Origin of the sequence: Serratia sp. 22264, from assembly GCF_052045345.1 — a bacterium.
Taxonomy (GTDB): domain Bacteria; phylum Pseudomonadota; class Gammaproteobacteria; order Enterobacterales; family Enterobacteriaceae; genus Serratia; species Serratia plymuthica.
Window position 1 is genome coordinate 1 of the sequence record NZ_JBQEOY010000005.1, and the last position, 17,648, is coordinate 17,648.

Annotated in this window: 16 protein-coding genes; 5 read left to right on the forward strand and 11 right to left on the reverse strand. The window is 55.1% G+C overall.

The annotated features are described in order from the left end of the window. From ACTJJ1_RS17340 to hypA, 11 genes are all read right to left on the reverse strand, one after another. On the reverse strand, positions 1-920 hold a 920-nt coding region (locus tag ACTJJ1_RS17340), incomplete at its 3' end, for a DUF4214 domain-containing protein (RefSeq protein WP_440834648.1). 145 nt (positions 921-1,065) lie between these two features. After that, positions 1,066-1,641 carry a helix-turn-helix transcriptional regulator gene (locus ACTJJ1_RS17345; RefSeq protein ID WP_020453964.1) on the reverse strand — a complete coding sequence of 192 codons (576 nt, stop codon included), beginning with the start codon at positions 1,639-1,641 and terminating at the stop codon, positions 1,066-1,068. A gap of 114 nt (positions 1,642-1,755) precedes the next feature. After that, positions 1,756-2,139, reverse strand: coding sequence for a hypothetical protein (locus tag ACTJJ1_RS17350; protein WP_020453965.1), 384 nt, complete (start codon positions 2,137-2,139; stop codon positions 1,756-1,758). A 917-nt stretch (positions 2,140-3,056) separates the two neighbouring features. Further along, the gene (locus ACTJJ1_RS17355; RefSeq protein WP_440834650.1) at positions 3,057-4,469 is read right to left on the reverse strand and encodes a pyridoxal phosphate-dependent decarboxylase family protein; all 1,413 of its coding nucleotides are present in this window, start codon (positions 4,467-4,469) and stop codon (positions 3,057-3,059) included. Between the two features lie 127 nt (positions 4,470-4,596). Then, positions 4,597-5,538, reverse strand: a complete 942-nt coding sequence (locus ACTJJ1_RS17360) for a LysR family transcriptional regulator (protein WP_440834652.1) — start codon at positions 5,536-5,538, stop codon at positions 4,597-4,599. Between the two features lie 386 nt (positions 5,539-5,924). Then, positions 5,925-7,979 (reverse strand): formate hydrogenlyase transcriptional activator FlhA, encoded by a 2,055-nt coding sequence (gene flhA / locus ACTJJ1_RS17365; protein ID WP_440834654.1) that lies wholly within the window; start codon positions 7,977-7,979, stop codon positions 5,925-5,927. 113 nt (positions 7,980-8,092) lie between these two features. After that, positions 8,093-9,109, reverse strand: coding sequence for a hydrogenase expression/formation protein HypE (gene hypE, locus ACTJJ1_RS17370; protein WP_004948110.1), 1,017 nt, complete (start codon positions 9,107-9,109; stop codon positions 8,093-8,095). Then, complete coding sequence (gene hypD, locus ACTJJ1_RS17375; RefSeq protein ID WP_440834827.1) at positions 9,106-10,233, reverse strand: hydrogenase formation protein HypD; 1,128 nt, start codon at positions 10,231-10,233, stop codon at positions 9,106-9,108. Before hypD ends, hypE begins: the two co-directional genes overlap by 4 nt. Next, positions 10,220-10,516: a HypC/HybG/HupF family hydrogenase formation chaperone gene (locus tag ACTJJ1_RS17380; protein WP_004948116.1), complete on the reverse strand. Its 297-nt coding sequence runs from the start codon at positions 10,514-10,516 to the stop codon at positions 10,220-10,222. Before ACTJJ1_RS17380 ends, hypD begins: the two co-directional genes overlap by 14 nt. Beyond that, positions 10,507-11,310: a hydrogenase nickel incorporation protein HypB gene (gene hypB / locus ACTJJ1_RS17385; protein ID WP_006328061.1), complete on the reverse strand. Its 804-nt coding sequence runs from the start codon at positions 11,308-11,310 to the stop codon at positions 10,507-10,509. The genes ACTJJ1_RS17380 and hypB overlap by 10 nt, the downstream gene beginning before the upstream one ends. An 18-nt stretch (positions 11,311-11,328) precedes the next feature. Beyond that, complete coding sequence (hypA, locus tag ACTJJ1_RS17390; RefSeq protein ID WP_004948123.1) at positions 11,329-11,673, reverse strand: hydrogenase maturation nickel metallochaperone HypA; 345 nt, start codon at positions 11,671-11,673, stop codon at positions 11,329-11,331. A gap of 252 nt (positions 11,674-11,925) precedes the next feature. On the opposite strand from hypA, the gene hycA reads away from it, so the two are divergent. The 5 genes from hycA to ACTJJ1_RS17415 all read left to right on the forward strand — a co-directional run bounded on the left by hycA (position 11,926) and on the right by ACTJJ1_RS17415 (position 17,639). Continuing rightward, positions 11,926-12,393, forward strand: coding sequence for a formate hydrogenlyase regulator HycA (gene hycA / locus ACTJJ1_RS17395; protein WP_004948126.1), 468 nt, complete (start codon positions 11,926-11,928; stop codon positions 12,391-12,393). An 89-nt stretch (positions 12,394-12,482) separates the two neighbouring features. Beyond that, on the forward strand, positions 12,483-13,100 hold the full coding sequence (locus tag ACTJJ1_RS17400; RefSeq protein WP_006328064.1) for a 4Fe-4S dicluster domain-containing protein: 618 nt from the start codon (positions 12,483-12,485) through the stop codon (positions 13,098-13,100). Next, the gene (locus ACTJJ1_RS17405; protein ID WP_440834658.1) at positions 13,097-14,971 is read left to right on the forward strand and encodes a proton-conducting transporter transmembrane domain-containing protein; all 1,875 of its coding nucleotides are present in this window, start codon (positions 13,097-13,099) and stop codon (positions 14,969-14,971) included. The genes ACTJJ1_RS17400 and ACTJJ1_RS17405 overlap by 4 nt, the downstream gene beginning before the upstream one ends. Before the next feature lie 10 nt (positions 14,972-14,981). Continuing rightward, entirely contained in the window at positions 14,982-15,917 is a 936-nt protein-coding gene (locus ACTJJ1_RS17410; RefSeq protein ID WP_440834660.1) for a respiratory chain complex I subunit 1 family protein, read from the forward strand. A gap of 18 nt (positions 15,918-15,935) precedes the next feature. Continuing rightward, positions 15,936-17,639 carry a hydrogenase large subunit gene (locus tag ACTJJ1_RS17415; protein WP_440834662.1) on the forward strand — a complete coding sequence of 568 codons (1,704 nt, stop codon included), beginning with the start codon at positions 15,936-15,938 and terminating at the stop codon, positions 17,637-17,639. Positions 17,640-17,648 lie beyond the last annotated feature (9 nt).

Sequence of the window (17,648 nt, forward strand, 5' to 3'; positions counted from 1 at the left end):
TTATAGGTGACGCCATAGGCTAACTGTTTGCTCCAGGTGTCCAGCCCCTGAGCATCAACGCCACGATCCGGCACCCCCAGATACAGGGCAGCGACCTGTTCCTGATAGGACAACGCAGGCAATTCACCGGAATTGTAAACATGGGTCGCATTAATAAACTGCGTCTGTGCAGCCGCATCGGTCGCAGTAACTACACCACGCAGCGTACTGATGATTTCCAGCAGAACATCGGCGCGGGTTGATGTGCCGGCAGCCAATTTGTTGACATAGTAGCTGGTTTCTACCGCCGAAGGGGCGCGCAGGTAAGCGTTGTTATACAGGAGAGAGACAAACTGTTGATCGTTGTACAGGGAGGCTGGCGCCTTCGCGTTGACGAAAGAGGTAGCCAACTGTACAAGAGTCTTGGTCCCGTTGGCGAGTTGCGTCCCGTAGGTGTTGATACTTGCAGCCACCTGAGTTGCGCCCACCACGTAGAATAAGGCTTCCACATCCGCAGCGTTCGCTTTTGCCGTTGATGACGCAGCAGAATACAATGCGGTATCGATTTGTGTTTCAAACGTCTGCTGTGCCGTGAGCGTGGCGCTATCGAACCCGCTGTAATACAACACGTCGGTGACCATTTTAGCCACGATGCTGTTAACGCTTGCGCCTGAACTCAACAACGACTGGATATAACTGGCGTCTGCTGTTGTTTTATAAATATTGCTGTAAACCTGGTTTAAGATAGCGGTATCTGTTTTTCCAGCATATTTCCCAGCCCCTTCGCTGCCGCTGAATAAAGCGGTGACAAAGGAATCTGCAGTGCGAGAGCCATTCTCGAGCTGTTTGCCAAAATACTCATAGCTAGTTTCATCCAGATTACGCCCTAAAACAGCATAAGCAAGCGCAACAGCTTCTTGTTGATAAATTAAACTGGCCATATAGATTACTTCCTTAATAAGGATATTGATATCAATGTATGTCAATGAACGCGCGAGTTCGAAGCTCACCCGTACCCGAACCCCGTTGCCATGGCAAAGGGGTTTAGATTTATTTGGTTATTAAAATTCGCGCTATTGCACGTTTTTAATAACTGAGCAGTTTGATGCTGTTATTGGCAATGTAGTTTTGATAGCCCACATAGGAAAAAGAACTGGCATGCCTTAACCCGATTTTGTTTAAAGAGTTACGACGGTGTGCATACACTGTTTTCAGTGAAATATTTAAGGCCTCTGATATCTGTTTAAAAGATTGACCTTTCATAATTGCCTCCATCACTTCTTTTTCACGTTGTGTCAATAGGTTGGTCTTATTTCCCTTGTGAAAACTCATGGTTTCAAAACTAGGCAACAGTAAGCTAATGGGGATTTTTTTTGACAGAAAACCACGCATCCAGCTCACTGAGGTATATTTTTTCACGGGTAGATCAATGAACAACATCACGTCCGCGCCGAGGTACGCAAGCCGCTCGAGAACCTTTTGCGTCCTAAGGTGCGAGCCCATGGTGACCAGGACAATATCGCCTTCATCGATTTCTTCACTTAATTCGGCAAGCCATGACCTTTCTGGCGGTATGTTATTTAATTTGTAGCCATTTATATGGAATATGGCTTCACATCCCAACGAAAAAAAACCGTCATCCGAGATAGAATGTATTTTCACTAGCCCGCCCTATGTTGAGAGTAAACGAGTTAGCCACAGGCAAATGGTATGTTAATAAAACAATAACCCGATGCACGGCGATAATTTGCCAAACCCTCAAAAAATCAACCTAATTTATTGTTTATTAAAATATAAAGGTTCAATAAGCTCCTCTCTTACCTTGTACGACTTACTGTCTTGGCGCACTATAAGATCACCAGGTACCCCAACAGAAATAAGGCGAGACTTTAATGCCTGCATGACCTGCCAAAGCCGCGGAGTTGAGGATTGAAGGCCATACTTATCCCAAACCTGAAACAGCAGATCATCCATGTCTATCGACACCTTCTCTCTATTATCAAGTAAGTACACTAGCAACCTATACATGGTCTCTCTTAAAACAATGCTATGCGCCCCAACCCCAGTCCGTTTTGCATTAATACTAACCAAACAGCCATTGTGCATATCAAACAAAATATCACCAGAAATTAAGTAACCAAAAATAATCTGACTCAACATGCAGTTCCTTCTAAAGCTCCTATTATAAAGTCCCTTTAACGCCTCCCTCCATCACAGGAATCATTCTGATGTTCTGATGAGCAACAGTGATTAACCGTCCTAATAGTAATGTATAAAATTCCTCCACAGATGGATATCAACTATAAAAACAAGATAAAACTCTACAATAAAAACAAAAAACAGTAATTAGTTTCAATTAATAACAAAAACAGAACACATAAAACCAATAAAAACAAAATTAACAACATAAATTAAAAATAAAAAAATAAAAATACAATAAACAAGTAAAACTGTTTATTTCATATTAATAGATTTAAATGCTGAATTTTAAATATATGGCGGAATTTTAATTTACTTTTGTAAAAAGATGATTTATATCAATGCATTGAGCACGCAAAAATCAGTAAACGCCCGGAGTTACAAGAGTTGCAATTTGTTACATGCATTGTCAATTTAAATGCACAAGATCTATTTTTTTAAATCAAATAATTAGAATAAAACACATGAAAAATATAATATCTTATATCTAAAAAAAATAATTATGGCCAACTTAAAATTTAGTTACCCATTCATTTACTTAAAAGAGAGGCTATCCATCCATGAAGAATTCCCGCTGTACCTAAGCGTAAGTTTCTTTTTCCATGAAGCAAGCTGAAGCCGACACACATGTAGGTGATCCGTGCCGAAAAAATGGGTGTCTCTGAAGTCACTTTTTTATAAATTTAAAAGGGCATTTTACAGGGTGAGTATAACGGCATTGCGGGAAGGATGTCCGAACATCCATTGGTTTCTGTCGATGGGGGATACTGAGGAAGAGTTAGAATGCCGGTGAGAAGAATATAACCATGCCAGAACACATTCATTTCTCGCCGTTGAAAAAATTGCCGGGTATCTTAGATATCCGGCAATAGGCTAAATCAAGAAATAACGGTTTGCTGCAATGCCTGCCATAGACTGGCGACATGCTCTTGTTCTGTCGGTATTGCACCAATGGAAACTCGCACCATCCAACGGTCATCCAGCGTTGCCGGTGTGACATACGCAAACCCAGAGCGATTTAATTTCTCAGCCCAAGCAAGCGTAAACGCATCGAGATCCGCAGCGTGCAAACCTGCGGGCTCGTATCTAATGCAAAGGGTTTGCAAGCTAACAGGGGCAAGTAATTTCCAGTTTGGCGCAGCCTTGATCGCCGTAGCTAACCACTGAGCATTATCCAGATCTCGCCTTAATCTTTTCTGGATTTTTTCTACGCCTTCGCTCCTCAATAGGAACCACAGTTTAAGAGCTCGGAATCTACGGCCCAATGGGATGCCCCAATCCCTCAGGTTTTTGACCTCGGAATCGACGCTAGTCTGCAAATACGTAGGATTGGTACTCATGACTCTGATCAGATGCTGCGCATCCTTGACATAATACAACGAACAATCGAACGCGACGCCAAGCCATTTATGCGCATTAATCACCAGTGAATCCGCCTGCTCAATACCCTCCCACATCCAACGATACTCAGGCAAAATCATTGCAGAGCCCGCCATAGCACAATCGACGTGCAACCAAAGACCGAATTTTTGTGTAATTTGGCTAATAGGCTTAATAGGGTCAATCGCTGTAGAAGTTGTAGTACCTACCGTTGCCACCACCGCACAGGGAGTAAAACCGCCGGCTTTGTCGGCGATGATCGCAGCCTCCAAAGCGGCCGGATCCAAACTGTAGTTCTTATCGGTTGGAACATAGCGAATATTATCTTTGCCAAAGCCGGCCAGAAGGGCTGCTTTATCGACACTGCTGTGGGCCTGAGCCGACGTATATACGATAAGCGGTGTCGCCTCAGCTTGAACCCCGCCCGCAGCCAGGGAATAGCGAGACGTTTTTTCACGCGCACTAATAAGCGATATCAGCGCGCTCGTAGACGCAGTATCCTGTATGACGCCGCTCCAACGGCTAGAAAGCCCCAAGAGTTCTCTCATCCAATCAACCGTCTTTTCTTCCAGCTCTGTGAGTGCAGGACTGGACTGCCAGGACAACCCCAAAACACCCAGCCCAGTACTGAGAAAATCCCCCAATATTGAAGGAAGAGCAGCGTTGGCGGGGAAATATCCATAAAAGCCAGGATGTTGCCAATGCGACAAACCGGGTAAGATCAAGGAATTAAAATCATCCATAATCCTTTCGAACGATTCTCCGCTGACTGGAGCATGAGCTGGAAGTTTCTTTAATACTTCTCCCGGCATAACTTGAGACATTACAGGTAGATCGGCAACTCCTGCGTGATAATCGGCAATAGTATCGATAAGCTGATGAGCACAGGCTCTAAACTCTTCTACGTTCATTCCGCTCTTCCTGTAAAAATCAAAGTTAGATCAAATAAAACATCTATCATTGAACATACGGGAAACATTATAACCTGTACATGCACCAACTATCATAGCTTCCATGTCAAAAATAAATACTCCAGTCTTACATATTACTCGAGTTATATTTCGTTATGCCAAAATTAGAGCCTGCCACTATTTCACGCACCACATTACGAAACCACTTATGTTCAGGCGCCATATGTGTTCTTTCATGCCAAATCATCCAATAACGATGACTTTCTTTAACAAAGTCAATCGAACACCACGTCACATTATATTTTCCAGCCATCATAATCGCGATGTGTTTTGGAATTGTCACCAATAAATTACTGCTCGAAACCACCTCCATAGCCGCACTAAAAAAAGGAACGGTGAGCGCGACCTGTCTATATATTCCATATTCTTTCAATTCACGATCAATAAAACTGTCTTTATCCCCCCCGCCTGAAACTCTTACATGCCGCCAAGATGCATAATCCTTAGCTTCCAGGGCCTTACCCGCTAGCACATGGTTCGCAGACATCACGCAAACAGGAACATCCTCACCGAGTATTCTTCCCCGCAATCCTGAGGGCGCTTCTTTTATCATGGTCGTTGCCAAGTCTAATTCGGCATTGGCTAAAAGCGGGTAATCATTTGGCTTCCAGGTAAAATACTCCACGGATACTTTTGGAGCGACTGTCTGCAAGTAATCAACCAGCTGTGGGAGCATATGCTCAGCAACATAATCAGAAGATGCAAATCTGAAGCAACGACTACACAGCAGCGGTTCAAACTCCGGTTTCTGTGATAACTCTTTTAATTCGTTTATTAATTTCTCCAATGGCAAAATGATCTCTTGGCCTCTCGGACTGAGAACATATTCCCGTCCATGCCTGACCAACAAAGGGTCACCGAAAGCCTCACGAAGTTGCGCTAACTGCCGGCTGACTTGCGGCTGGCTACTGTTAAGCTTTTCTGCAGCATGGCTGAGATTTCTGGTCGTCAGAACGGCATGTAAAACCTGCAACATATTAATACTGAGGGCTGCAAACTGAGTGCGCATTTCTTTATTCACCTTGAAATATATCATCAGTATAGCAATAAAAACCCCGGGTATTTCCAGCGTTCAGCGTCATTTAACCGCATTGGAAAAATCTGAATCAATCGCCACTGCAGCAATTGCTTACCTGCTCTATGACCTTTGGGGGGACGAGTAGGATCACCTACCGGGGTGGGGACTGTCCACAGTGTAGTGGATCATTGATCCACTACATTTGATGAGTGAAATTTAGGATTTTGTTATATAGACGGGAGCTATAAGCACATCCATTCTAATTATGGATATAAAAATAAAGACCAGAAGCCCCTTGGATTGCCTCATTAAAATTGGGGCTTTTTTTTGACGCTAATCGCAGGAACTGCAATATAAGTCATAGGGTTCGCGCAGACTCAAATACCCATTTTCTTCATCCGAGAAAGCAGAGTAGTACGTTTCAGCCCCAGCCGTTGCGCAGCGCCACGCGGCCCACCGACCACGCCGTTGGTTTCTTTCAACACCCGCACAATCCGTTGATATTCATCTTCACCCGCTCTTGCCGGCGGCGGCACTGCGATTGGCGCGATTGAAGGCTGCGCATATTGCAGCTCCGGCAGTTGCAGATTAAGCACCGTGCCCCGCGTCAGCAATATTGCCCGTTCAATGACGTTTTCCAGTTCGCGCACGTTGCCCGGCCACGGCATTTGGCTCAGCATGCGCAGCGTTTCGGCCGGAATGCTGTCGATGGTGCGTTTCATGCGCCGTGCAATCTTGTAGGTAAGAAATTTCACCAGTTGCGGAATGTCCTCAGGTCGCTCGCGCAGCGGCGGAATGAGTATCGGGAAGACATTGAGCCGGTAATAGAGGTCGCTGCGGAACTCGCGGTCGGCGACCATTTGCTGCAGATCGCGGTTGGTGGCGGCGATCAAACGCACGTCGACGGAAAGCAGCTTGTTGCCGCCAACCCGCTCAAACTCGCGCTCCTGAAGCACACGCAGCAATTTAGGCTGCGACTCGATCGGGATTTCCCCCACCTCGTCCAAAAACAGCGTGCCTTTGTCCGCCAGCTCGAAACGCCCCATACGCTGGGTGCTGGCACCGGTAAACGCGCCCTTTTCATGGCCGAACAGATCGCTTTCCAACAGCCCGGCCGGCATCACCGCGCAGTTCATCTTCACCATCCGCTGATCGCGGCGCTCGCTCAAATTGTGAATGGCGCGGGCAATCAACTCTTTTCCGGTGCCGGTTTCGCCGAGGATCAATACCGAACAGTCGCTTTTCGCTACCATTTCCACCTGTTGCAGCACCCTGGACATCACCGTACTGCGGCCCACGATCTCACTGAAATCCGGGTTGTTGTCATTAATCTGTTCGGTGAGATACAGATTTTCATGCACCAAACTCTCTTTCAAGCGGCTGATTTCCTGATAGGCCAACGCGTTATCGACCGCAATGGCGATACGCTCGGCGATCTGCTGCAACACCCGCAAGTTGGCGGCATTGAAGTTATCCGGCTGGCATTGCGCCAGCTTCAGCACGCCGAGGGTTTTCTGGCCGAAAATCAGCGGCAGCACGCACAGCGTCTGAATTTGCTCATGCCACAGATCAAACAGCTGCCGTTCATACTCGGCCAGCGGATCCGAGTGTTTCAGATTCAGCAGCAGCATTTCGCCGCTCTGCATCACCCTTTCCGACAGCGTGCCGGCCAGGGGTACGCTGTATTGCTGACGTTTAGCCACGTTATCTTTCAGATAATGGGTGGCGTAGATCGTCACGCGATCGTCGCGATCGCCCGGCAGCACAATGCTGATGGCATCGGTTTTGAAGAAGCGGTGGATCTCGCTGGAGATCTCGCCAATCAGATCGTCCAGATCCAGCTTGGACAGCACCGCATTGGTGACATCCACCAGCACGCGGAAATCATCGCGCTCATGGCGTAACTGGCTCTGCTGGCGCTCGGCGGTTTCGCGCAGTTGTACCTGCTCTACCGCCAGCGCCGTCAGCTCCATCAAGGGGATCAATGCGTCAAGCGCCGTATCGTCGAACGCGTTGCCGTCGTTACGCAACAATTCGCAACCGCCAAGCAGCTGCCCGCCGGTGCGCAGCGGCATCAGGCAATAATGGCTGAGCGGCGGATACAGCGCCAACATCGCCAACTGCGGGTAACGCTGGTGCAGATCGGCTCCGCACAGGCGCAACGGTTGCGCATTCTCGCGTAATAGCGCGATCGGCCCATTGGCCAGCAGCGTTTCATCCTGATAGTTCAGCGGCTGTCCGTGGCCATCGTGGCCGTGGAAGCCGACTCGCGCGCTGTTCGGGTGCGGCAACAGCAACGTCACATCGTCCGCCAACTGCCGGCGCCGAACGATCTGTTGCAGTTGGGTCAGCAAATCGCCATAGCCGCGCTGGCTGAACAACAAGCGGGCAATTTCCAACAGTTCCTGTTTTTCTATGCTTGCATTCGACATTGACCATCACTCTGCCGGTTAGGCATCCGGTTGCGGTAATTGAATTTTTTTATTTTTATGTGAGCTACGGCACAAAGTTTACTGCCGACCGGCGGCCGCTTCCCCCGATCGGATCAACAAATGCGAGGTAAAGGCTCGGCGTGCGGCAAATCGAGCAACCGGTTGATGCCATAAGCTCCGCGCAGCCGCACCTGCGTGGCGCCGTCGGTCACCCGGCCGATCACCGCCGCATCCGCGCCCAACGGGTGCCCCTGCAACGCAGCCAATACCGCAGGAACCGCCGCCTGCGCCACCGCCAGCACCAGCTTGCCTTCATTGGCGAAGTTAATCGCGTCCAGCCCCAGGAGTTCGCAAACGCCGCGCACCGCCGGTTTCACCGGCAGACGCTGCTCGTCGATGTCGATACCGAAACCGCAGGCAGCGGCGTATTCGTGCAGTATGGCGTTCACGCCGCCGCGGGTGGCGTCGCGCAATGCGTGTACGCCGTCAATCGCCCGCAATGGCGCAATCAACGGCGTTAGCACCGCACAATCGCTGGTGATGTCCATCGCCATACCAAGCTGTTCGCGCAGGTTGAGAATGGTGGCGCCGTGGTCGCCCAGGGTGCCGCTGACGATGATCGCGTCATCGGCTTGAATGCGCTGCGCCGACCACTCGATGTTCTGCGGGATCACGCCAATGCCGGCGGTGTTGATAAACAACTTGTCCGCCGCGCCGCGCTGCACCACTTTGGTATCGCCGGTCACGATCTGAATGCCGGCCTCGCGGGCGGTTGCCGCCATCGACTCCACCACCCGCGTCAATTCCGCTAGCGGCAGCCCTTCCTCCAGAATAAAGCCGCAGGACAGGTAGCGCGGCGTCGCCCCGCTGACCGCCAGATCGTTGGCGGTGCCGCATACCGCCAGCTTGCCGATATCGCCGCCGGGGAAAAACAGCGGATCTATGACGTAGCTGTCGGTGGTAAACGCCAACCGATCGCCCTGCCGCATTAACGACGCCAACGCGATGCGCGCCTGATCTTCACGCTGTTCCAACTGCGGGTTGGCGAAGGCAGGCAGGAAAAGCGATTCCAGCAGTTGCTGCATAGCTTTGCCGCCGCTGCCGTGTGCCAGGGTAATAACCGGATTCATGCCGCATTTTCCTCTGTTTCTCGACGATATTGATACCAGGCGGCGCAAGCGCCCTCGGAAGACACCATCAGCGCGCCAAAGGCGTTTTGCGGCGTGCAGACACCGCCGAACAGCGGGCAATCGCGCGGTTTGCAGCGGCCGGTCAGCACCGCGCCGCAGCAGGCACGCGGGTCATCTGCCGCCTGCTGAGGCTGGGGCTGAAAGCGGCGTTCGGCGTCAAAATCGGCATAGGCGGCGCTCAGGCCGATGCCGGAATCGGCAATGGTGCCCAATCCGCGCCATTCGCTGCTGCCGCCGATCGCAAACACCTCCGCCATCGCCTGCTGCGCCAGCAGGTTGCCGCTTTGCGGCACCACCCGGCGGTATTGGTTTTCGGTGCGGCTGCGCCCCTCGCAGAACTGGTCAATCAGCATCATTACGCCTTGCAGAATATCCAGCGGTTCAAAGCCGGTCACCACCAGGGGTTTATGGTGCTCGCCGCTGATAAAGCGGTAGGGTTCGGTGCCGATGATCATGCTGACATGGCCCGGCGCCAAGAAACCGTCAATGCGCACCTCCGGCTGTTGCAGCAGGCTGCGCAAGGTCGGGATCAGGCTGATGTGCTGGCAGAAGACGCTGAAATTCTGAATGCCTTCCAAACGCGCCTGTTGCAGCGTCACCGCAGTCACCGGCATGGTGGTTTCAAAACCGAGCGCGAAGAACACCACCTGCCGCTGCGGATTGGCGCGCGCCAGTTGCAGTGCGTCCAGCGGTGAATACACCACCCGCACATCGGCACCGCGTTCCCGCGCCTGCATCAATGAACCCTGCTTGCCCGGCACCCGCAGCGCGTCGCCAAAGGTGCAAAAAATCACCGAGGGGTTGGCGGCGATTTCATGGCAGGCGTCGATACGCTCCATCGGCAATACGCACACCGGGCAACCTGGCCCATGAATAAACTCCACCTGCGGCGGCAGCAGTTTATCCAGGCCAAAACGGAAAATGGCGTGCGTATGGCCGCCGCACACTTCCATCAGTTGCAATGGACGTTCGGCGCTGAACGGCAGCGTTGCCGCCCGCTGCGTAATGCGCTGCAGCAGGGATTTCACCAACTGCGGATCGCGGAATTCATCAACGTATTTCATCATCATTGCCTTCCCCCGCCATAAACAGCGCCACGTCGTTTTCCACTTCGCCCATCGCCTGTAACGCCGCCAGCATCTCAGCGGCTTCCCGTTCATCCAGCCGACTCAGGGCAAAACCGACGTGGATCAGCACCCAAGAGCCCAGCAGCGCCTCACGCGGCTGGCCGGCCTGGCACACCAACGCAATGTTGATTTCACGCCGGGCGCCGCACACCTCCGCCCACGCATGCTGCAAGTGCAGTGGGTCCAGCGCTACAACTCGCCCCGGAATGCCTATGCACATCGTTGCACCGCCAGCCAGTTCACCCACTGGTCCATGCCGTCGCCACGGGTGGCGGACAGCGTGATGATTTCAATCTGCGGGTTGACCCGCCGGGCATTGGCGATGCAGGCGTCGAGATCAAAATCCAGGTACGGCAGCAAATCGATCTTGTTCAGCAGCATCAGCCGCGCCGCCGCGAACATATGCGGATATTTCAGCGGCTTGTCCTCGCCTTCGGTCACCGACAACACCGCCACCTTGTGCCGTTCGCCGAGGTCAAACCCAGCCGGGCACACCAGGTTGCCGACGTTTTCGATAAACAGCAGGCTGTGGGGTTGCAGCGCCAGGCGGTGGGCTGCGTCATGCACCATCTGCGCGTCCAGATGGCACCCTTTGCCGGTATTGACCTGGATCGCCGCCACGCCGGTGGCGCGAATGCGTTCGGCGTCGTTGGTGGTTTGCTGATCGCCTTCTATCACCGCGCACGGCACGCTATCGCGCAGTCGCAGCAGGGTTTGCGTCAGCAAGGTGGTTTTGCCTGAGCCGGGGCTGGACACCAGATTCAGCGCCAGGATCTGTTGCGCGGCGAAATGTTCGCGATTGTGCGCCGCCAGGCGGTCATTCTTCGCCAGCACGTTGGTTTCGATTTCCAGCATGCGCCGCTGGCTGATGCCCGGCGCGTGGGTGCCGGCCGCGCCAAAGCCATAATGCAGATCGCCTTTCGGGTTCTGGCGCGGGCGGAACGGCACCCTGGTGGGCTGAACGTCACCTTCAATGGCCACTTCGCCCTCGGCGCAACCGCAAGTGCTACACATAAGCTTTCCCCTTTGTGGTTATTCAATTTCCAGGCGTTTTATTTGTATGCCGTCGTCGGCCTGCACCCGCAGGTTGTGGCCTTCGCAGTGCGGGCAGATACGCACCTGCGGCAACGGCAAGGCCACTTCACATTGGCAGTCATGGCACCAGCTCAGCGCCTGCTGTTGCTGTAAATGCAGCGTGCAACCTTCGGCCAGCGTGCCGCGGCACACCATGTCGAAACAGAAATGCAGCGCCTGTGCCTCGACGCAGGAATACGCACCCACCTCGAGCCACACGGCGGTAATTCGCCGCGCCTGCTGTTGCTGCGCATGCTGCTGCATAATCTCCAGCGCGTAATGGCAAAGCGTTATTTCGTGCATGCTGTCTCCGGTAACGGCAATAAAACGTCCAACTGAAAATACCTGTGCAAATACGGTGCCAGTCAGGCGCCGACACATTTGTCGAGTGTCGATGTCATCGACAGTAAAAGCCGTCATGCAGCGTTAACTCACGCGTCAAATAATTCACCGCGCCATTGAATTTAAAGTCATTAATTAAAACAAAACCAAGCTGGCACGATTTATGCCCTATTAGCGTTACCACAGGAAATGTCGACACAGCGGGTGACACAGATGAGCACAATAAATGAACTGACCAGCCAGGCCGATTATATCTCCGGCAAAAACAACCGGTTGATGACGCAATGGCAGCATTACCACAACACGCTGGTCAAAGCGGTAACCACCACAAAACAGAGTATTAATCATGAATTTATCTGCGGACAGGGTCAGGACATCCGCTTCACGCTGTTCAATCACTTCACCTTGCGCATTCAATTGAGCGACGGTTTTTACAGCCGCGATATCTGCTACAGCATTAATTTGGCCACGCCAAACGAAGAGGAAAATTTCGCCCCTTTCGCTCACGCCACGCTGGATGAAAGCGGCCTGATTGACGGCCAAATCAATAACCGTGACAAGCCCGCGGTGCTGGAGCATTACCTGAATAAAATCGCCGTTATTTACCAATGTTTATTTGATTCGTTGCATGGCGACTGCGCCATTCATGAAGAATTGAAAAAAATTATTCTGCCGGCCTGAATAACGCCGTTTTATTACTGACAGCGACTGTCGAAACGTCATTTTTACTGTCGATTTCGTCAAAAGTGACGAAACCGCAAGGAGTGTGCATGAACCGCTTTCTTATTGCGGATGCCAAATTATGCATGGGTTGCAATACCTGCATGGCCAGTTGCGCGACCGAACACCGCCTGGCCGGGTTGCAAGCCTTGCCGCGTTTACGGGTGATGCGCAATGCGCGCGATTCCGCGCCGGTGATGTGCCGCCAGTGCGAAGACGCGCCCTGCGCGCAGGTTTGCCCGGTGAACGCGATAACGCATCAGGATAACGCCATCGTGCTGAACGAAAGCCTGTGCGTCAGTTGCAAACTGTGCGGCATCGCCTGCCCCTTTGGCGCCATTGGTTTTGGCGGCAGCGTGCCGCTGGCCATTCCCGGCGATTGCCAGACCGCGCTGGCACCGCCGCCCCCCGCCTCCGCCCGCCCGGTCAGCGCGTTTCTCGATTGCCAACCGGGGGTCCGTGCGGTGGCGGTGAAATGCGATTTGTGCGCCTTCAGCCCTGACGGCCCGGCGTGCATTCGCACCTGCCCGACCAACGCTATCCGGCTGGTTGCCGATCACGACGTGCGACAGGCCAGCGAACGAAAACGCCGCAATGCAATGCAGGCGTTAGCCGCCGAGTTGCCGTTTGTCAGCCCTCCCGTCGCCCGCAAGGAGCCGAACCGATGATCACCGATTTTCTGCCCGACCCGCTGCTGTTGCTGACGCTGTCACTGAGCGGTTCTCTGCTGTTGGCCGCACTGTGCTGGCTGCTGGCGATATGGCCGCGTTTTTGCGCCGGCGTTTGCGGCATCGGCACGCTGCTGGTGTCGCTGGCCGCCACGGCGGCGGCCCTGCCCTGGCTGTTCACCACGCCTCATCCTGCCCGCCTGCCGTGGCTGCACTATGCGGTGGAGATCAGCGGCCTGAATGCGCTGTTGCTGCTGGTGACCGCGCTGAGCAACCTGTTCGTGGGGTTGTACCTTTGCCATTGGCTGACGACGCTCAACGATCATAACCGCACCCGGCAGGGCAGCCTGATGCTGTTGATGCCCGCGGCGCTGAGCGCGGCCGTGATGGCGGACAATGCGCTGGCGCTGGTGCTGCTGCTGGAGTTGGCGGCGCTGTGCGGTTACTTCCTGATTGTTCGGCGGCAAGACGCCAAGAGCCAGCAGGCCGGCCACAGCCAATTTCTGCTGATGCGCTTCGGTACGCTGCTGCTGGTCGCCGCTTTTGCGTTGATCTACAGCCAGACCCACAGTCTGCAATTCAGCACCCTGCGCGAGATAGCCTTGCCTTCGGCGCTGCGCAGCGGGGCATTTCTGCTGGCGCTGGCGGGGTTCGGCATTTACGCCGGCGTGATGCCGCTGCACGGCTGGGTGCCGCAAGCGCACAGTAGCGCGCCCGCCCCGGCGGCCTCGCTCTTTTCTTGCGCGCTGATGAAAGTCGGGCTGCTCGGCGTGATCAAAATCGGTATGGATCTGCTGGGCACACCGCCGCTGTGGTGGGGGTTGCTGGTGTTGCTGCTGGCGGCAGGCACCGCCTTTTTCGGCGGGCTGTATGCGCTGATGGAGCATGACCTGCGTCGGCTGCTGGCTTACCACACGCTGGAAAATATCGGCATCATCCTGCTCGGCATCGGCGGGGCAATGGTCGGCCTGGCGCTGCAATTGCCTGAACTGACCGCGCTGGCGCTGATGGGCGGCCTGTTTCATCTGTGCAATCACAGCCTGTTTAAATCGGCATTGCTGCTTGCCTCCGGCGCTGTCGAACAGCAAACCGGGCTGAAAGACATGGAAAAAATGGGCGGACTGGCGCGGCTGATGCCGTGGACCTGCATCGCATTGCTGATCGGGCTGGTGTCGATGGCGGCGCTGCCGCCGCTCAACGGTTTCGCCAGCGAGTGGTTGATTTATCAAGGCCTGTTCCAGTTCAGCGCCGCATCGGCCTTTGTCGGCCGGCTGCTTGGCCCGTTGCTGGCGGTGGCGTTGGCGATCACCGGCGCGTTGGCGGTGATGTGCGTCAGCAAAGTGTTTGGCGTGGTGTGCCTCAGTGCGCCGCGCTGTGAAGCCGCCGCCAACGCCCGGCCGGCGACGTGGCCGATGATGCTCAGCCATCTGCTGCCGGCCTTGCTGTGCCTGCTGTGCGGCATTGGCGCGCCGTGGCTGATCCCGCTGTTTGCCCGGCTGGCCGCCACCTTGACTCCGCAAGCGCCGCTCGGCGCACATCTGCTGGTTTCCCCGCCGCTGATCGCCATTTTGCTGTTGGCGATGCCGCTGCTGCCGTTGCTGATCGCTGCGGTTTATCGGGGGAAACGCCAGGCGCGCCGCACGGGCGGTGAAGCCTGGGCCTGCGGCTACGGTCACGAAGCCTCGATGGTGATCACCGCCACCGGCTTCGCTCAGCCGCTGCGGGTGATGTTCGCGCCGCTGTACGCCCTGCGCCATACCTTGCAACCGGCCGCATTACAGCGCTGGCTGCATCGCGCGCCCCTCAACGCATTTTGCCGTGGCGTCGCCGCCATCGAGCTGGCGGTGCTGCTGGTCGTGGCGCTGGCCTAAGGAGAACCTGATGACTTATCCCACTTTACTGATTGGCATCGTGCAGGCGTTGCTGCTGCTGGCCATCGCGCCGCTGTTTGCCGGCGTCAGCCGCCAGTTGCGCGCCCGCCTCCACAGCCGCCGCGGGCCGGGCGTGTTGCAGGAATACCGCGACATCGCCAAGTTGCTCAAACGCCAATCCCTCGCCCCCGTGGCAGCGGGAATCGCCTTCCGCGCCATGCCTTATCTGCTGACCGGCACACTGCTGGCCATTGCCTGCGCGCTGCCGATGCTGTTGCAGATCTCTGCGCTGCCGGCAATCGGCGATGTCATCACGCTGATTTATCTGTTCGCCGTGGTGCGCTTCGTGTTTGCCATCGCCGGGCTGGATACCGGCAGCCCCTTCACCGCCATTGGCGCCAGCCGCGAAGCGGTGCTGGGCATTCTGGTGGAGCCGATTCTGCTGCTTGGCCTGTGGGTGGCGGCGCTGGTCGCAGGCTCTACCCAGCTCAGCGCCATCAGCCAGTGCGTCGCGGATTGGCCGCTGTACGCCAGCGCGCCGCTGCTGTTGGCGTTGCTGGCCTGCGGTTTCGCCACCTTTATCGAAATGGGCAAATTGCCTTTCGACATGGCGGAAGCCGAACAGGAATTGCAGGAAGGCCCGTTGACCGAATACGCGGGCGCAGCGCTCGGCATGCTCAAGTGGGGCATCAACCTGAAGCAACTGGTGGTGCTGCAGCTGTTTATCGGCGTGTTCGTGCCCTGGGGCCAGGCCACGGCGTTGACCCTGCCCGCGCTGGCGGCGGCGCTGGCGTTATCGCTGTGCAAGCTGCTGCTGGCGGTGGTGGCCGTCGCCGTCGTGGAAAACAGCGTCGCACGGCTGCGCTTTTTAAAAACCGCTCGCACCACCTGGGCCGGCTTCGGCCTGGCATTTTTGGCGCTGGTTTCCTGGCTGGTCGTCAGCTAATTCACAAGTAGGAACATCATGATTACTGAACATCTGGGCCAAGATTATCTGACGGTGCTGCAACGACAATTCCCGGCAGCCGTGCTGGCGGCAGAATGGCAAACCGCCGATCAGCTCACGGTAACGGTGAAGCTGAATGCGCTGCCGGAGGTGGTGGAATGGCTGTATTACCAGCAGGGCGGCTGGCTTTCGGTGCTGTTCGGCAACGACGAACGCACGCTGTGCGGCAGCTATGCGCTGTATTACGTGCTGTCGATGGAGCAAGGGGTCAAATGCTGGATCACCGTGCGCGCCGAAGTCGACGCCCAAACGCTGGAGTTCCCGTCGGTAACGCCACGGGTGCCGGCGGCGGTGTGGGGCGAGCGCGAAGTGCGGGACATGTACGGTTTGCGCCCGGTGGGGTTGCCGGATGAACGGCGTCTGGTGCTGCCGGACGACTGGCCGGATGACCTTTACCCGCTGCGTAAAGACGCGATGGATTACCGCCAGCGGCCGGCGCCGACCACCGACGTCGAAACCTATCCCTTTGTCAGCGAAGCCGGCGCCAAGGCCAACGTGGTGCCGATTGGCCCGCTGCACATCACCTCGGATGAACCGGGCCATTTTCGCCTGTTCGTCGACGGTGAAGACATTATCGACGCCGATTACCGCCTGTTCTACGTCCATCGCGGTATGGAAAAGCTGGCGGAAACGCGCATGGGTTATAACGAAGTGACCTTCCTGTCCGACCGGGTTTGCGGCATCTGCGGCTTTACCCACAGCGTGGCGTACACCAGCTCGGTGGAGAACGCCATGGGCATTCAGGTGCCGGAACGGGCGCAAATGATCCGCTCGATCCTGCTGGAGGTGGAACGGCTGCACAGCCACCTGCTCAACCTCGGCCTGGCCTGCCACTTCGTCGGTTTCGACAGCGGCTTCATGCAGTTTTTCCGCGTGCGCGAGAAATCGATGAAGATGGCGGAAATTCTCACCGGCGCGCGCAAAACCTACGGCCTGAATCTGATCGGCGGCATTCGGCGCGACATATTGAAAGACGACATGCTGCAAACCCTGCGGCTGGCGGCAGAGATGCGCAGCGAGCTCAAGGATCTGGTGGATATTCTGCTCAGCACGCCGAATACCGAGCAGCGCAGCGTCGGCGTCGGCCGGCTTGATCCGCAGATCGCGCGCGATTACAGCAACGTCGGGCCGATGCTGCGCGGCAGCGGCCACCGCCGAGATACCCGTATCGATCATCCGTTCGCCGGTTACGCCAAGCTGCCGGTGGAACTGTGCGTCGAAACCGGCTGCGACGTGTATTCGCGCCTGAAGGTGCGCATTCACGAAGTGTTCAACTCGCTCGGCATCATCGAATTCGGCCTGCAAAGCCTGCCCGCCGGGCCGCTGGCGGTGGAAGGCTTTACCTATATGCCGCACAAGTTCGCGCTGGGCTTTGCCGAAGCGCCGCGCGGCGACGACATTCACTGGAGCATGACCGGCGACAATCAGAAACTGTTCCGCTGGCGCTGCCGCGCCGCCACCTACGCCAACTGGCCGACGCTGCGCTTTATGCTGCGCGGCAATACCGTTTCCGACGCCCCGCTGATCATCGGCAGCCTCGATCCCTGCTATTCCTGCACCGACCGCATGACCATCGTCGATATCCGCAAACGCAAGTCTATCGTGGTGCCGTACAAGGAAATTGAGCGCTACGGCATCGAGCGGAAAAACGCACCGTTTTAAGGGGACGAC

Coding starts and splice junctions, on each gene's coding strand:
- ACTJJ1_RS17405 (WP_440834658.1), top strand. CDS start 13,097: ATGATCACCGATTTTCTGCCCGACCCGCTGCTGTTGCTGACGCTGTCA.
- flhA (WP_440834654.1), bottom strand. CDS start 7,979: ATGTCGAATGCAAGCATAGAAAAACAGGAACTGTTGGAAATTGCCCGC.
- hypD (WP_440834827.1), bottom strand. CDS start 10,233: ATGAAATACGTTGATGAATTCCGCGATCCGCAGTTGGTGAAATCCCTG.
- ACTJJ1_RS17355 (WP_440834650.1), bottom strand. CDS start 4,469: ATGAACGTAGAAGAGTTTAGAGCCTGTGCTCATCAGCTTATCGATACT.
- ACTJJ1_RS17360 (WP_440834652.1), bottom strand. CDS start 5,538: ATGCGCACTCAGTTTGCAGCCCTCAGTATTAATATGTTGCAGGTTTTA.
- ACTJJ1_RS17410 (WP_440834660.1), top strand. CDS start 14,982: ATGACTTATCCCACTTTACTGATTGGCATCGTGCAGGCGTTGCTGCTG.
- hypB (WP_006328061.1), bottom strand. CDS start 11,310: ATGTGTAGCACTTGCGGTTGCGCCGAGGGCGAAGTGGCCATTGAAGGT.
- hycA (WP_004948126.1), top strand. CDS start 11,926: ATGAGCACAATAAATGAACTGACCAGCCAGGCCGATTATATCTCCGGC.
- ACTJJ1_RS17400 (WP_006328064.1), top strand. CDS start 12,483: ATGAACCGCTTTCTTATTGCGGATGCCAAATTATGCATGGGTTGCAAT.
- hypA (WP_004948123.1), bottom strand. CDS start 11,673: ATGCACGAAATAACGCTTTGCCATTACGCGCTGGAGATTATGCAGCAG.
- ACTJJ1_RS17380 (WP_004948116.1), bottom strand. CDS start 10,516: ATGTGCATAGGCATTCCGGGGCGAGTTGTAGCGCTGGACCCACTGCAC.
- hypE (WP_004948110.1), bottom strand. CDS start 9,109: ATGAATCCGGTTATTACCCTGGCACACGGCAGCGGCGGCAAAGCTATG.
- ACTJJ1_RS17350 (WP_020453965.1), bottom strand. CDS start 2,139: ATGTTGAGTCAGATTATTTTTGGTTACTTAATTTCTGGTGATATTTTG.
- ACTJJ1_RS17415 (WP_440834662.1), top strand. CDS start 15,936: ATGATTACTGAACATCTGGGCCAAGATTATCTGACGGTGCTGCAACGA.